This window comes from Arthrobacter sp. 2762, assembly GCF_040548745.1.
In the GTDB taxonomy this organism is placed as follows: Bacteria; Actinomycetota; Actinomycetes; order Actinomycetales; family Micrococcaceae; genus Arthrobacter.
The window spans coordinates 410,674-423,894 of record NZ_JBEPSI010000002.1 but is presented as its reverse complement, the minus strand read 5'-3'; the positions used below and the strand labels follow the sequence as shown (position 1 = coordinate 423,894).

Sequence of the window (13,221 nt, the reverse complement as noted above, 5' to 3'; positions counted from 1 at the left end):
GCTTAGATCCCGTGCAGGCCATCAACGATTTCATCCTCGCCGCGGCCGAGCAGCCGTGGGTGTTGTTCCTTGTGTTGGCCTGCTGCCTGATCGACGGTTTCTTCCCACCCATCCCCAGCGAGTCCGTGGTGGTCGGCTTAAGTGCTGTCTCCGGCGGCGGAGGCTCACCCAACGTGTGGCTGCTCGGGGTCATGGCAGCAGTCGGCGCCTTCTCAGGTGACAACATCGCCTACCTGATAGGCCACCGGATCGGGATCCAGCGTTGGCGTTGGATGCGTACGCAGCGCATGCAGGGCGCCTTCCGCTGGGCCGGGAAGGAACTTCGACGGCGCTCAGCCTCGCTCATCATGGTGGCGCGCTTCATTCCCATCGGCCGGGTGGCAGTGAACCTCACAGCCGGTGCCACGCACTTCAACCACCGCCGCTTTGTTGGACTCACTGCAATGTCGGCCATCCTGTGGGCCAGCTATTCAGTGGTCCTGGGGTACTTCTTTGGGGTCTGGTTCGAGCACAACCACCTGTTGGGTGCAGTGATTGCAATTGTGGTGGCGGTGATTCTGGGCATCATCATCGACCGCATCATCAGCAAGGTCAGGGGATCGGCGCCGCTGGACCGCAAGAACATCGCTGAAGGCACGAATATCGCTGAGGAAGAAGCACCGCCTCCACCCACGGTATGACATGAACGATGCCGGGAGATCAGCCCGGCGGTTGACGACGGAACGCGTACTCCACGCGTAGCGTTAAGCGGGTGATCCCGAGGCTGGGGCGTAGCGAACGACGTCCCGGCCATGGGACACTAAGAGCGACTTCTGTCACAGTGTCAAGTCATATTCGCCTAGGAGCTACCGCCGCGTGGAGTTTTTGAACCAAATGCTCGAGCATGCAGCAGGGCAGCCCCTGATTTATCCGGTCCTTCTGGTCTTCTTTTTCATCGACGGATTCGCCACCATCCTTCCCAGCGAAACAGCAATCGTGGGCCTCTCCGCGCTGTCCCTCCACAGGGGCGAACCCAACCTTTGGATCCTTGGCGCCACCGCACTGGTTGGTGCCATGGCCGGCGACAACATGGCTTATATGCTTGGCCGAAAGATTGGCCTGGACCGCTGGAAATGGATGCGGCGCCCCAAGGTCCAGAAGATGTTCGCCTGGGCCCAGTATGAGCTGGACAAGCGTGGGGCAGTCCTGATCTTCACGGCCCGCTACATTCCCTGGGGCCGTGTGGCTGTGAACTACGTGGCCGGCCAAACCGGCTTCCGCCACAGGACATTCTTCTTCCTGGATGCTTTTGCCTGTGTCACCTGGGTTTGCTACTCCATCGGCATCGGCCTTCTCGCCGGCCAATGGGTGCACAACAACCCGCTGCTCGGCGTAGGCATTGCCGTGGCGTTCGCGGTGATCCTGGGCATTATTGTGGACCACGTCCTTCGTTGGTGGCACAAGCATCTGGAGAAGAAGGATGCGGAGAAGAAGGATCAGGCCGCCGCCGCCGCTGCAACTGCGAAGGCGCCCACGGCGAACCCGCAGGACTTGGCCCACAAGGCGGTCGCCGGCGTCGACCTTTCCAAGCCTGCTGGCTGAGTTACTGCGATCCCCAGGCGACCACAGCGGGTCTGGGGCAGCCGTGGGGATTAGTCTTAGTACGTGACTGAGCCCATTGTTGACGCTGCCCCTGCCCTCGACTTCGATTTGAAGAGCCTTCCCAAGGTTTCCCTCCATGACCATTTGGACGGAGGACTGCGGCCTGAAACCATCATCGAACTGGCGCAAGCCGTCGGCCACACGCTGCCTTCCACCGATCCGGTTGCCCTGGGCGAATGGTTCCGCGAGTCCGCTGACTCCGGTTCGCTGGTGCGGTACCTGGAAACGTTCGACCACACGATTGCCGTGATGCAGACCAAGGAGGGCCTGTTCCGGGTCGCCAAGGAATTCGTGGAGGACCTTGCCGAGGACGGCGTGGTTTATGGTGAAGTCCGCTGGGCCCCCGAGCAGCACCTGCAGAAGGGCCTGACCCTGGATGAAGTGGTGGAAGCGGTCCAGGATGGCCTTGAAGCCGGCGTGGATGCGGCGGAAGAACGGGGCCAGCAGATCCAGGTTGGGCAACTCATCACTGCGATGCGCCACGCCGATCGCGGCCAGGAGATTGCGGAGCTCGCTGTTCGGCACCGCGCCAACGGCGCTGTCGGCTTCGACATCGCGGGCGCCGAGGACGGTTTCCTGCCCTCCCGCTTCAAGGACGCCTTCACCTACCTTGCCGAGAACAACTTTCCGGCCACGGTCCACGCCGGTGAGGCCGCAGGCCTGGACAGCATCCAGTCGGCCCTCGTGGACGGACGCGCTCTCCGGCTTGGGCACGGGGTGCGTATTGCCGAGGACATCACGGTGGAGTTTGAAGACAACTCCGACGACGACGGCGAGGACACCATCGGCATGGTGACACTCGGCGGCGTGGCCGCCTGGGTACGCGACCGCGGAATCGCTCTGGAAATCTGCCCGTCATCGAACCTCCAGACCGGTGCTGTCTCCAGCTTCGGCGAAGGCATCGAGAGCCACCCGTTGGACATGCTTTTCCAACTCGGTTTCAACGTCACCATCAACACGGACAACAGGCTCATGAGCGGTGTCACGTTGACGGACGAGTTTGAGCTCCTGGTGGAGACCTTCGATTACGACCTCGATGATTTGCTCGAACTGACGCTCAACGCCGCAGAGGCAGCCTTCCTCCCTCTGGACGAGCGTGAAGCTTTGGTCGAGTACATCAACGATGCCTACGCCAACCTCGGCTAACGGGTCCGGAACCGGGATTACGGAACTGATCAGGACCGTAGCCTCGTTGCGGGAGCACTGCCCTTGGATGGGTGGGCTGACGCATGAGTCCCTGGTGGAGTACTTGATCGAGGAAGCCTATGAGGTTGTGGACTCGATCGAGGCCGGGGATTCGCCGGTCAGGGACGAGGAGCTTCGCGGCGAGCTGGGCGATGTACTGCTTCAGGTGGTGCTTCACGCCCGGCTTGCCGAGGAGCGCGGCAGCTTCGACTTTGACGCCGTGGCCCGCGGCATCAACGCGAAGATGGTCCGCCGCAATCCCCATGTGTTCAAGCCGGACGGCTCGCTGCAGGCCATGTTCCCGGCGACGGTCGAGGAAATCATCCTGAAGTGGGATGCCGTGAAGCGTGCTGAGAAGTCCGGCCGTGCCGATCCGTTCGAGGGAATTCCACCGCACCTGCCTGCCTTGGCAGGGGCGCAAAAGTCCCTGGACCGTGCTGCCCGTGCGGGTCTGTCGATCGACGCCCAAAGCCAGGCAACCGCCGTCGGGCTTCCTGCGATTCCAGACTCGGAAGAGGCACTCGGTGAGCTGTTGCTCGCCGTCGTTGCGGGTGCCCGGGAGCAAGGGCTCGACGCCGAGCGTGCCCTCCGCGCAGCAGTTCGATCGTTTCAGAACGGGAAGGCCCAGCCTTCATGACGTGAGGAGTTTGAACCCGTTCCGTAACCTAAGCCACTCTCGACTACGCTAGTAGCGACGAGGACGTTGAGAATTTCCCTCCACATTCCTGTAATTTGCCCATAAGGAGCACATCCATGGCGCTTATCGATGCCATCCACGCCCGCGAAATCCTTGATTCCCGCGGAAACCCGACCGTAGAAGTTGAGGTCCTGCTTTCCGACGGCCAGATCGGCCGCGCAGCAGTTCCCTCCGGTGCCTCCACCGGCGAGCACGAAGCTGTTGAACTCCGCGACGGCGACAAGGGCCGTTACCTCGGCAAGGGTGTCCAGAAGGCCGTTGACGCGGTCATCGACGAGATCTCGCCGGCGCTCATTGGTTTCGACGCAACGGACCAGCGCAGCATCGACCAGGCCATGATCGACCTCGACGGCACCCCGAACAAGAGCAAGCTCGGCGCCAACGCCATCCTGGGTGTTTCCCTGGCCGTTGCCAATGCAGCTGCTGCTTCCTCGGACCTGCCGCTGTACAAGTACCTCGGTGGCCCGAATGCACACGTCCTGCCGGTTCCGCTGATGAACATCCTCAACGGTGGCTCGCACGCCGACTCCGATGTTGACATCCAGGAATTCATGATCGCTCCGATCGGTGCTGAGACCTTCTCCGAAGGCCTGCGCTGGGGCGTTGAGGTCTACCACAACCTCAAAGCTGTCCTCCAGGAAAAGGGCCTCTCCACGGGCCTCGGTGACGAGGGTGGCTTCGCCCCCAACCTGCCGTCCAACCGCGCTGCACTGGACCTGATCCAGGAAGCCATCAAGAACGCCGGCTACACCCCGGGTACGGACATCGCCCTTGCCCTGGACGTTGCTTCCTCCGAGTTCTACAAGGATGGTGCTTACCAGTTCGAAGGCAAGGCACTGACCGCGTCGGAAATGAGCGCCTACTACGCTGAGCTCGTTGCCGACTACCCGCTGGTCTCCATTGAAGACCCGCTGGACGAGAACGACTGGGAAGGCTGGAAGACCCTCACCGACGCTATCGGTGACAAGGTCCAGCTGGTTGGCGATGACCTCTTCGTCACCAACCCGGTCCGCCTGCAGCAGGGCATCGAGACGGCCACGGCCAACTCCCTGCTGGTCAAGGTCAACCAGATCGGTTCCCTGACCGAGACCCTGGACGCCGTTTCCCTGGCCCAGCGTTCCGGTTACACCACCATCACCTCGCACCGCTCCGGCGAAACCGAGGACACCACCATTGCTGACATCGCCGTTGCCACCAACGCGGGCCAGATCAAGACCGGTGCCCCGGCCCGCTCCGAGCGCGTCGCCAAGTACAATCAGCTCCTGCGCATCGAAGAAGAACTCGACGACGCCGCACGCTACGCCGGCCGCAGCGCGTTCCCGCGTTTCAAGGGCTAGCATTCCGCGAAAACAGCTGACCGGTGGCTATGGTGGAAAGACCATAGCCACCGGTTCTGTTTAACGCTTGCCTGCGGAGCCGCGGGCACAGCAGGACCTACGCAAGTTCCGCACACGTACGTTACGCGCAGGGCAAGCGCAGCAACCCGCCAGGCAAGCACCGGGCATTACAGGAGTGTCATGGCCACCCGTCGTCCAAAGGTTCCCAGGGCCGACGCCCTCGGCAGGCCAAACAGCGCAGGCAGGCCAAACAACGCAGGCCGGCCGAACAGCGCAGGCTCGGCTGGAGGAGACGTCATCGAGGCCGAGTTCGGCCACTCCCGCGGCTCTGCGGAATCCTCGACGTCGGCATCGGGCACCAGAAAGCCCTCGGCTCCCAAGCCTTCCGGCAGTACCAAGACGGCAGGTAGTGCCAAGACCCCCGCCGGTGGCAAGACTGCAGGCAGTACCAAGAGCCAAGCCACCAAGACCGCGGGCAGCGCCAAGAGCCAAGCCACCAAGACCAGCCCCGCAGCGTCCACGAAAGCTTCAGACAGAGCCTCGGCCAACAGCACCCGTGAAGCCCAGGATCTCGATCCTGTACCTGCCAAGGCGTTCTCGGGCAGGATGCTCGCGCTGGCTGTGGTCATGATTGCCATCACCATCATGCTTGCGCCCACGGTCCGGATTTTTCTGGAGAAGCGCGCCGAAATCTCGGCCTTGGAGGCTGAGATCGCCAGCAAGCAGGCAGAGCAGGCGGAGCTGAACAAGCAGCTCTCCCGGTGGCAGGATCCCAACTACGTGAAACAACAGGCCCGCGACCGCATTAACATGGTTATGCCGGGTGAAACGGGTTACTGGGTATTTGGCGGGGAAGAAGCTGCCGGTACCCCTGGGGGCCGCACCGGCTCCGGATCATCCGCAAACCCGGCAAACCTGCCCTGGGTGGATGCGCTCTGGGAGTCAATCAGACGATCGGCAACAGACTAGACGCGGTGCCCGCCGCCGTCGTGTCCTTCCGGGACATGGCCAAAAGGGCAGGAAGGTTGGCAGCGCAAGTGGAAGAGAACACGGCAGCCGTGCCGCAGGAATCCCGCCAGCCATCAGCACACGACCTCGATGTCCTCAGCCGCCAGCTGGGCAGGCCAGTGCGGGACGTGGTGGAAATTCCCGCACGCTGTGTATGTGGGAATCCGCTCGTCGCGGCCACCGCGCCCCGGCTCAGCAACGGGACTCCGTTTCCCACCACGTTCTACCTGACCCACCCGGTCATCACGTCCGCCGTGTCGCGGCTGGAAGCGGGCGGGTTGATGAATGAGATGAATGATCGGCTTACCGCGGATCAGGAACTTGCGGACGCGTATCATGGCGCGCACGAGGCCTACCTGCAGGCACGCAATGAGATCGCTGGACGTTCCGGGACAGGGGCCGTGCCGGAAATCGATGGTATCTCCGCCGGCGGCATGCCCACCCGCGTCAAATGCTTGCACGTCCTGGTTGGCCACTCGCTGGCTGCCGGTCCCGGGGTCAACCCGCTGGGTGACGAAGCATTGGACGCAATCGCAGAGTGGTGGACCAAGGACCGTTGCTACTGCGATGGCGCCTGGGACACTGCGGGGGAGGCTCCCTCGAGGGACCTGAGCCGTCACGGTCCGCAAGGCCTGCCCGACATCGTGGGGCGTCCGGCACCGGTCCGAAAGCCCAAGGCCGAGTCCGGCAGCGAATTGGTGGAGGACGCATGAGCCGCGTCGCCGCCATTGACTGCGGAACTAATTCCATCCGCCTCCTCATTGCCGACGCCTCGGAGAACGGGGCGCCCGGGCCGCTGACCGACGTCGTGCGTGAAATGCGCGTGGTGCGGCTCGGACAGGGCGTGGATGCCACCGGAGAACTTGCTCCCGAGGCCTTGGAACGCACCTTCTCCGCCACAGAGGACTATGCAGCGCTTATCCGTGAACACGGTGCCACGCGCGTGCGCTTTGCCGCGACCTCGGCCACCCGCGACGCCCGGAACCGCCAGGTTTTCGTTGACGGAATCCGGGAGCTGCTGGGTGTGGAGCCGGAAGTCATCTCGGGTGATGAAGAAGCTGCGCTGTCCTTCGCAGGTGCCAGCAGCGTTTTGCCGGTCACAGGGGATGACGCCGTGTTGGTGGTTGACCTGGGTGGCGGCAGCACCGAATTTGTCCTGGGTGACGCCAATGGCGTGATTGCTGCGCGTTCGGTGGACATTGGCTGTGTGCGGTTGACCGAACGGCACCTTCGCAGCGACCCGCCTACGGCGGCGCAGATTGCAGCAGCAGAGGCCGACGTCGACGCCGCACTTGACCTTGCCGCGCAGACGGTTCCGCTTGACCGTGCCACGGCGGTGGTTGGCGTAGCGGGTTCCATCACCACCATCACTGCGCACGCCCTGGGCCTGAGCGAGTACCAGCCGGACCGGATCCATGGCACCTACCTTGATATTGAAACCATCAGCGACGCCTGCACCAGCCTGCTGGAGATGACCCGCGACGAACGGGCAGTTCTTCCCTACATGCATCCAGGCCGCGTGGACGTCATCGGAGCTGGAGCCCTGGTGTGGCGGCGCATCCTGGAAAGGCTTGCCGCCGTGGGCAACGGTGCCATCAGCGGTGCAATTTCCAGCGAACACGACATCCTGGATGGGATTGCCCTGAGTATCCGGGACTCCGCATGACCCTGCGATACCATCGCCTGCTTTCTGCTGCCCTGGCCACGATGCTGGCCGGGGGAGCGCTGGCCGGTGCGCTGTTGACTGCGCCGGCAGCGATGGCGGACGCCTGGCGGGACAAGGAATACTGGCTCAAGGAATCCGGAATCACGAATGCCTGGCAGGTCTCCAAGGGCGCAGGAGTCAAGGTCGCCATCATCGATAGCGGCATTGACGGGAACCACCCTGACCTGAAGGGCGTCGTGGTGGGCGGAACGGACGTGTCCGGAGCCGGCGCGCCCAACGGACAGAAGAGCATCGGCGCCAAGACGGAGCACGGAACCCTTGTGGCCACCATGCTGGCCGGTCGCGGCCACACCACGCCCGCAGCTTCCCCGTCGCCCTCAGCCGCGCCGACGGTTCCTCCCGCCGGGGGACCGGACGGGATCGTCGGCGTCGCCCCTGAAGCGGAGATCCTGGCAGTGTCCACCTGGCTGGGTTCACCGAACCCGGGAGGCAAGACGGACCAGGAGCAGATTCCGGACGCCGTGCGCTGGGCCGTGGACAATGGCGCAAAGGTCATCAATATTTCCCTGGGCAGTACCTCCCCGGTTTGGCCTCAAAGTTGGGATGCGGCCTTCCTTTATGCCGAGCAAAAGGATGTGGTGATCGTCGCCGCCGCGGGCAACCGGGTGGGTGGCAACGTGCAGGTCGGAGCGCCAGCCACCATTCCCGGTGTGCTCACCGTGGCAGGGCTCGACGGCGATGGCCGGGCCAGCGTCGACTCCTCCTCCCAAGGGATCAGCATCGGCGTTGCCGCGCCGGCAGAGAACCTCCTTGGCGGCCTTCCCGGCGGTGGATACGCGCAATGGGCTGGAACTTCCGGATCCGCGCCCATCGTTTCCGGCGTGGCCGCACTCATCAGGTCCAAGTGGCCTGACATGAGTGCGAAGCAGGTCATCAACAGGATTGTGAGCACGGCCAAGGACGCCGGTGCCCCTGGCAAGGACCCCCTTTACGGCTACGGCGTGCTCAACGCAGAGGCAGCGCTGAAGGAAGAGGTAGAGACTACAAGCACCAATCCGCTCGGATCGATCGCGGACTGGATCCGCGTCCACCGTCGGGGGGACTTCAGCACCCCCTCCGAGGCCCCTGTGGCCAGTCCTACCAGTGCGGCGCCCACCCTGGCAGATCCGACCGTTCCCGTGGCCGCCACTCCGGCGCACGTGGATGACGCCCTTCCGGCCGCCGTTGTGCTCGGATTCGGCGGCATTTTCGCAGTGATTGTTGTGGGCGCATCGATCCAGCTGCGCAGGGTCGCTAAAAACCCTTCCGCTGCTGGGGAAGAGGCCGAAACGGGAACGCTGGAAGCGGTGGATCCACCCGCCCGGAAGTAGCTAGTGAAGATTTTCACAAAGTGCTGTACTCTGGTTTCATGGCAACCACCCCAGAGCTCATTGACCGTCCCCGGGTTCTCGTCGTCGGCGGCGGCTACGTCGGCCTGTACGTAGCCCTTAAATTGCAGAAGAAGATCGCGAATGCAGGTGGCATCGTCACCGTCGTAGATCCACTGCCTTACATGACTTACCAGCCGTTCCTCCCCGAGGTCGCTGGTGGCAACATCGAGGCACGCCACGCCGTCGTCTCCCACCGTCAGCACCTCAAGCAGACGGAGCTCATCCAGGGCCGCGTCACCAGCATCGACCACGCAAACCGCACCGCGGTTGTGGCTCCTGCCAATGGTGAAGCTCCCTTCGAGATTCCGTACTTCGACGTCGTCATCGCAGCTGGTGCCATCACCCGCACGTTCCCGATCAAGGGCCTCGCTGACAAGGGCATCGGCCTGAAGACCATCGAGGAAGCCGTAGCACTTCGCAACAAGGTGCTGGAGCGCATCGAAGCCGCTTCCACCATGACGGACCCCGCAGAGCGCGCCAAGGCCCTCACTTTCGTGGTTGTCGGTGGCGGTTTTGCCGGCATCGAATGCCTCACCGAAATGGAAGACCTCGCCCGCGCCGCGGTCAAGAACAACCCGCGTGTCCGTCAGGAAGAAGTCCGCTTCATCCTGGTTGAGGCCATGGGCCGCATCATGCCCGAGGTCACCGCATCCCAGGCCGAGTGGGTTGTAGAGCACCTGCGCAGCCGCGATATCGAGGTCCTCCTCAACACCTCCCTGGACAGCGCTGAGGGCAACCTCAAGCTGATCAACCTCCCGGACAAGACGTCCGCCGGTGAAGTTGAAGCTGACACCCTCGTGTGGGCTGCCGGTGTGCAGGCCAATCCGATGATCCGCTCAACGGACTTCCCGCTGGAACCGCGCGGCCGTGTCCGCGTCCTCCCGGACCTCCGTATTGCCGGCGATGAAGGCATCGTCGAGAACGCTTGGGCAGCCGGCGACATCGCCGCTGTTCCGGACCTCACGGGCAAGGGCCTGCCGGACGGTACTTGCGTCCCGAACGCCCAGCACGCACTCCGCCAGGCAAAGAAGCTCGCCAAGAACCTCTGGGCTTCCCGCTGGGACAAGCCGCTGCACGACTACAAGCACAAGAACCTTGGTGCTGTGGCCGGCTTCGGCGAGTGGAAGGGCGTTGCCAACATCAACCTGCTGGGCCGCATCGGCCTCAAGGGCGGCCTCGCCTGGCTGGCACACCGTGGCTACCACGGCATGGCCATGCCCACGGTGGAGCGCAAGTTCCGCGTGATCTTCGGCTGGATCCTGGCCTTCTTCGCAGGCCGCGACACCACGCAGCTGATGGACCTGGACAACCCGCGTGGCGCTTTCGTTGCAGCTGCAACCCCGGCCCCCAAACCGGCTGCCGCACCTGCCCCCGCACCTGCCGTTGCGGAAAAGCCTGCCGAGGACAAGACTCCGGTATCGGCTGACGCCAAGTAGTACACGTCCGACGACGGCTGCTCCCTGAGGGGAGTGGCCGTCGTCGTCGTTTAAGCTGTTGCCATGCCTGGCGAAACCGATCTGAAGACCCTCCTGGAGTCCCTGCATCCTGTCATCAGGGATGGTGACTATGTGTACGCGCTCTGGCCGCATGGCAAGCCGCTGGAAGGCGATATCGAGGCCGCTGTCCGGGAAGCCGAAGGTTTGACGGTGGTCCTACCACGGGACGAGGCGGACAGGCTTGGTCTTTCCTACGATTTCGTAGCCTCCTGGATTACGCTCCAGATTCACTCCGCATTGGAAGCGGTGGGATTGACGGCCGCCGTCAGTGCGGCGCTGACGCATGCAGGCATCAGCTGCAACGTCCTGGCGGGTTTTCACCATGACCACTTGCTGGTCCCCGTAGCAGACGCCGACCGCGCGCTGGACGTGTTGCGTTTGCTGGCCCGGGGAGTGGTACTGCGGACGGAGCGGCCAGAAGACCGCCCTGAAATCCTGCAACTGACGGCGCGGGCCTTCTCCGTGTCTCCGGTGACCGGTCAGCCGGTTGAGGGGACTCCCTTGGAGGTTGGCTTGCTGCGCGAGCTCTTCGAGTGCGATGAGTACATTCCAGAGTTGAGCATCGTGGCTGAAATCGGCGGGGACATCGTTGGCCATGCCATCAGCACCCGCGGTTGGATCGGCGACCTGGAACTCGTAGGGTTGGGTCCCATCGGCGTCCTTCCCCAGTTTCAGCGACGCGGCGTCGGTTCGGCCCTCATGCGTGAGACCGCCGCGCGCGCCACGGCCGCGGGGGAGCCGGCTATAGCTTTGTTGGGCAGCCCGCTCTACTACCCGCGCTTCGGTTACGTGCCGGCCACCTCCTTGGGTGTGGAACCGCCGGAGCCAGCCTGGGGCGATCACTTCCAGCTGCTGCCGCTCCCGGCATGGCCCGACGGCGTTCGGGGAACCTTTCGCTACGCGGCGCCATTCGATCGCGTGTAGCTGGGATACCATGGTGCGGGCGCCCCAGTAGCCCAATTGGCAGAGGCAGCGGACTTAAAATCCGCGTGTTGTGGGTTCGAGTCCCACCTGGGGCACAGAGCGGAAGGGGAGGATGTTTCCTCCCCTTCCCTTTGTCAGCTATTCTTCAGAGACTTTTCCCAGCAGGCTCGTAGATTCCCCACAGGCAACGAGTGTTATAGGGATGTGACCTGAATCACTTATCTTCCCGGATCAATTGCACTAGTTTGAGTCTTAATCAGGAACACCTGAGTTATCGCATCAAAGGCAGTTCGCACCTTTCGATCGAGGAGACAACGAATGTTTGATCTTTCCCAAGCGGCGCCCCGAGCCGCCAAGCTTACAGCGCTTGGCATTGGGGTTGCCCTCCTGGCCACAGCTTGTGGTGGGTCCTCCACGCCGAGCCAGACCGGGTCCAGTTCCGCCGCCGCCGCAGGCATCTCCTGCCCGGCTCCGAGTGCAGGGGCGGGAGCCGGCAACAGCCAGGCTGCTACCAATACGGGACCCGTACCTCCCTCGACCACCACTACCGCCACTCCTCTGAAACTTGGATCGCTTCTGCCGACAACGGGGTCGCTGGCGTTCCTCGGCCCACCGGAAATTGCTGGCGTCAACCTCGGCATCAAGGAAGTCAATGATGCTGGTGGCGTCTTGGGCGCTCCGGTTTCTGTGGTGCACCGTGACTCCGGTGACACCAAGACCGACATCGCAACCCAGTCCACCACCGCCCTCCTGGGCCAGGGCGTAAGCGCAGTTATTGGTGCAGCCTCGTCCGGTGTTTCCAAGACGGTCATCAACCAGATCACAGGCGCTGGAGTCATCCAGTTCTCACCTGCGAACACGTCGCCTGACTTCACCACCTGGGACGACAAGGGCCTGTACTGGCGTACCGCCCCCTCTGACGTCCTGCAGGGTAAGGTCCTGGGCAACTACATGGCTACCTGTGGAGCCCAGACTGTGGGCATGATCGTCCTCAACGACGCCTACGGCACCGGCCTGCAGAAGAACGTCAAGGAGGCCTTTGAGGCCGCTGGCGGCAAGGTTGTTGCCGAGGAGCTCTTCAACGAAGGTGACTCGCAGTTCAGCAGCCAGGTGGACAAGGTCATCGCCGCCAAGCCTGACGCCATTGCACTGATCACCTTCGACCAGGCAAAAAGCATCGTCCCCCTGATCACCGGCAAGGGAATCAAGCCCACGCAGCTGTTCATGGTTGACGGCAACACCTCGGACTACAGCAAGGACTTCCAGGCCGGCACCTTGAAGGGCGCACAGGGAACCATCCCCGGTACGTTCGCCAAGGACGCCTTCAAGCAGAAGCTCCTCGCCATCGATCCTGCACTGAAGGATTACAGCTACGCGGGCGAGTCCTACGACGCCGTGAACCTGATCTCGCTGGCCTCTGAAGCGGCAAAGAGCACCAAGGGCACGGACATTGCAGCCAAGCTGAAGGACGTTTCTCAAGGCGGCGAGAAGTGCACCGACTTCGCCTCCTGCGTAACCCTGCTTCGCCAGGGCAAGGACATCGACTACGACGGCCAGTCGGGTCCGGTAACGTTCTCCGACGCCGGTGACCCCACCGAGGCGTACATCGGTATCTACGAATACCAGGACAACAACACCTACAAGCCGGTCCGTGAAGAGTTCGGCAAGCTCTAAGCCAAACCCCGACTAGACCACAACCAGAACAGGTCCCCTTCCGCTCCAGGTAGGGGACCTGTTCTGTTTTGTTTTCAGCTCCGGCGCCGGGGGTGTTGTGGGGCCTGGTGTGCGTGCTCCCGGGTGTGGGGCGCAGAGTGGGCCTGGCAACGGGGCGGGGTGT

At 63.2% G+C, this 13,221-nt stretch carries 12 protein-coding genes and 1 tRNA gene; all 13 read left to right on the top strand.

Annotated elements, in window-relative coordinates; genetic code table 11:
* Window positions 1-11: 11 nt before the first annotated feature.
* The 13 genes from ABIE18_RS05895 to ABIE18_RS05835 all read left to right on the top strand — a co-directional run bounded on the left by ABIE18_RS05895 (window position 12) and on the right by ABIE18_RS05835 (window position 13,058).
* Entirely contained in the window at window positions 12-680 is a 669-nt protein-coding gene (locus ABIE18_RS05895) for a DedA family protein (RefSeq protein WP_499721726.1), read from the top strand.
* 193 nt (window positions 681-873) lie between these two features.
* Complete coding sequence (locus ABIE18_RS05890) at window positions 874-1,581, top strand: DedA family protein (protein WP_499721878.1); 708 nt, start codon at window positions 874-876, stop codon at window positions 1,579-1,581.
* 63 nt (window positions 1,582-1,644) lie between these two features.
* Window positions 1,645-2,787: an adenosine deaminase gene (locus ABIE18_RS05885; RefSeq protein ID WP_477515243.1), complete on the top strand. Its 1,143-nt coding sequence runs from the start codon at window positions 1,645-1,647 to the stop codon at window positions 2,785-2,787.
* Entirely contained in the window at window positions 2,765-3,463 is a 699-nt protein-coding gene (locus ABIE18_RS05880; RefSeq protein ID WP_499721725.1) for a MazG nucleotide pyrophosphohydrolase domain-containing protein, read from the top strand. Before ABIE18_RS05885 ends, ABIE18_RS05880 begins: the two co-directional genes overlap by 23 nt.
* A 116-nt stretch (window positions 3,464-3,579) precedes the next feature.
* Window positions 3,580-4,860, top strand: coding sequence for a phosphopyruvate hydratase (eno, locus tag ABIE18_RS05875; RefSeq protein WP_477515241.1), 1,281 nt, complete (start codon window positions 3,580-3,582; stop codon window positions 4,858-4,860).
* 180 nt (window positions 4,861-5,040) lie between these two features.
* A complete protein-coding gene (locus ABIE18_RS05870) occupies window positions 5,041-5,829 on the top strand; it encodes an FtsB family cell division protein (protein ID WP_499721724.1) in 789 nt (262 codons plus the stop codon).
* A gap of 68 nt (window positions 5,830-5,897) precedes the next feature.
* Window positions 5,898-6,581, top strand: coding sequence for a DUF501 domain-containing protein (locus ABIE18_RS05865; protein ID WP_431120161.1), 684 nt, complete (start codon window positions 5,898-5,900; stop codon window positions 6,579-6,581).
* Entirely contained in the window at window positions 6,578-7,534 is a 957-nt protein-coding gene (locus tag ABIE18_RS05860; RefSeq protein ID WP_499721723.1) for a Ppx/GppA phosphatase family protein, read from the top strand. Before ABIE18_RS05865 ends, ABIE18_RS05860 begins: the two co-directional genes overlap by 4 nt.
* A complete protein-coding gene (locus tag ABIE18_RS05855; RefSeq protein WP_499721722.1) occupies window positions 7,531-8,904 on the top strand; it encodes a S8 family serine peptidase in 1,374 nt (457 codons plus the stop codon). Before ABIE18_RS05860 ends, ABIE18_RS05855 begins: the two co-directional genes overlap by 4 nt.
* 38 nt (window positions 8,905-8,942) lie before the next feature.
* Window positions 8,943-10,400, top strand: a complete 1,458-nt coding sequence (locus ABIE18_RS05850) for an NAD(P)/FAD-dependent oxidoreductase (protein WP_499721720.1) — start codon at window positions 8,943-8,945, stop codon at window positions 10,398-10,400.
* Between the two features lie 63 nt (window positions 10,401-10,463).
* A complete protein-coding gene (locus tag ABIE18_RS05845) occupies window positions 10,464-11,384 on the top strand; it encodes an N-acetyltransferase (RefSeq protein WP_499721718.1) in 921 nt (306 codons plus the stop codon).
* A gap of 21 nt (window positions 11,385-11,405) precedes the next feature.
* A tRNA-Leu gene (locus ABIE18_RS05840) sits at window positions 11,406-11,479 on the top strand.
* A gap of 223 nt (window positions 11,480-11,702) precedes the next feature.
* Window positions 11,703-13,058: an ABC transporter substrate-binding protein gene (locus ABIE18_RS05835; RefSeq protein ID WP_499721717.1), complete on the top strand. Its 1,356-nt coding sequence runs from the start codon at window positions 11,703-11,705 to the stop codon at window positions 13,056-13,058.
* Window positions 13,059-13,221: the final 163 nt, after the last annotated feature.

Bases quoted from the DNA above. Each gene is read 5' to 3' on its own strand.
- ABIE18_RS05890 (WP_499721878.1), top strand. From the start codon at position 874: ATGCTCGAGCATGCAGCAGGGCAGCCCCTGATTTATCCGGTCCTTCTG.
- ABIE18_RS05880 (WP_499721725.1), top strand. From the start codon at position 2,765: ATGCCTACGCCAACCTCGGCTAACGGGTCCGGAACCGGGATTACGGAA.
- eno (WP_477515241.1), top strand. From the start codon at position 3,580: ATGGCGCTTATCGATGCCATCCACGCCCGCGAAATCCTTGATTCCCGC.
- ABIE18_RS05870 (WP_499721724.1), top strand. From the start codon at position 5,041: ATGGCCACCCGTCGTCCAAAGGTTCCCAGGGCCGACGCCCTCGGCAGG.
- ABIE18_RS05860 (WP_499721723.1), top strand. From the start codon at position 6,578: ATGAGCCGCGTCGCCGCCATTGACTGCGGAACTAATTCCATCCGCCTC.
- ABIE18_RS05855 (WP_499721722.1), top strand. From the start codon at position 7,531: ATGACCCTGCGATACCATCGCCTGCTTTCTGCTGCCCTGGCCACGATG.
- ABIE18_RS05850 (WP_499721720.1), top strand. From the start codon at position 8,943: ATGGCAACCACCCCAGAGCTCATTGACCGTCCCCGGGTTCTCGTCGTC.
- ABIE18_RS05845 (WP_499721718.1), top strand. From the start codon at position 10,464: ATGCCTGGCGAAACCGATCTGAAGACCCTCCTGGAGTCCCTGCATCCT.
- ABIE18_RS05835 (WP_499721717.1), top strand. From the start codon at position 11,703: ATGTTTGATCTTTCCCAAGCGGCGCCCCGAGCCGCCAAGCTTACAGCG.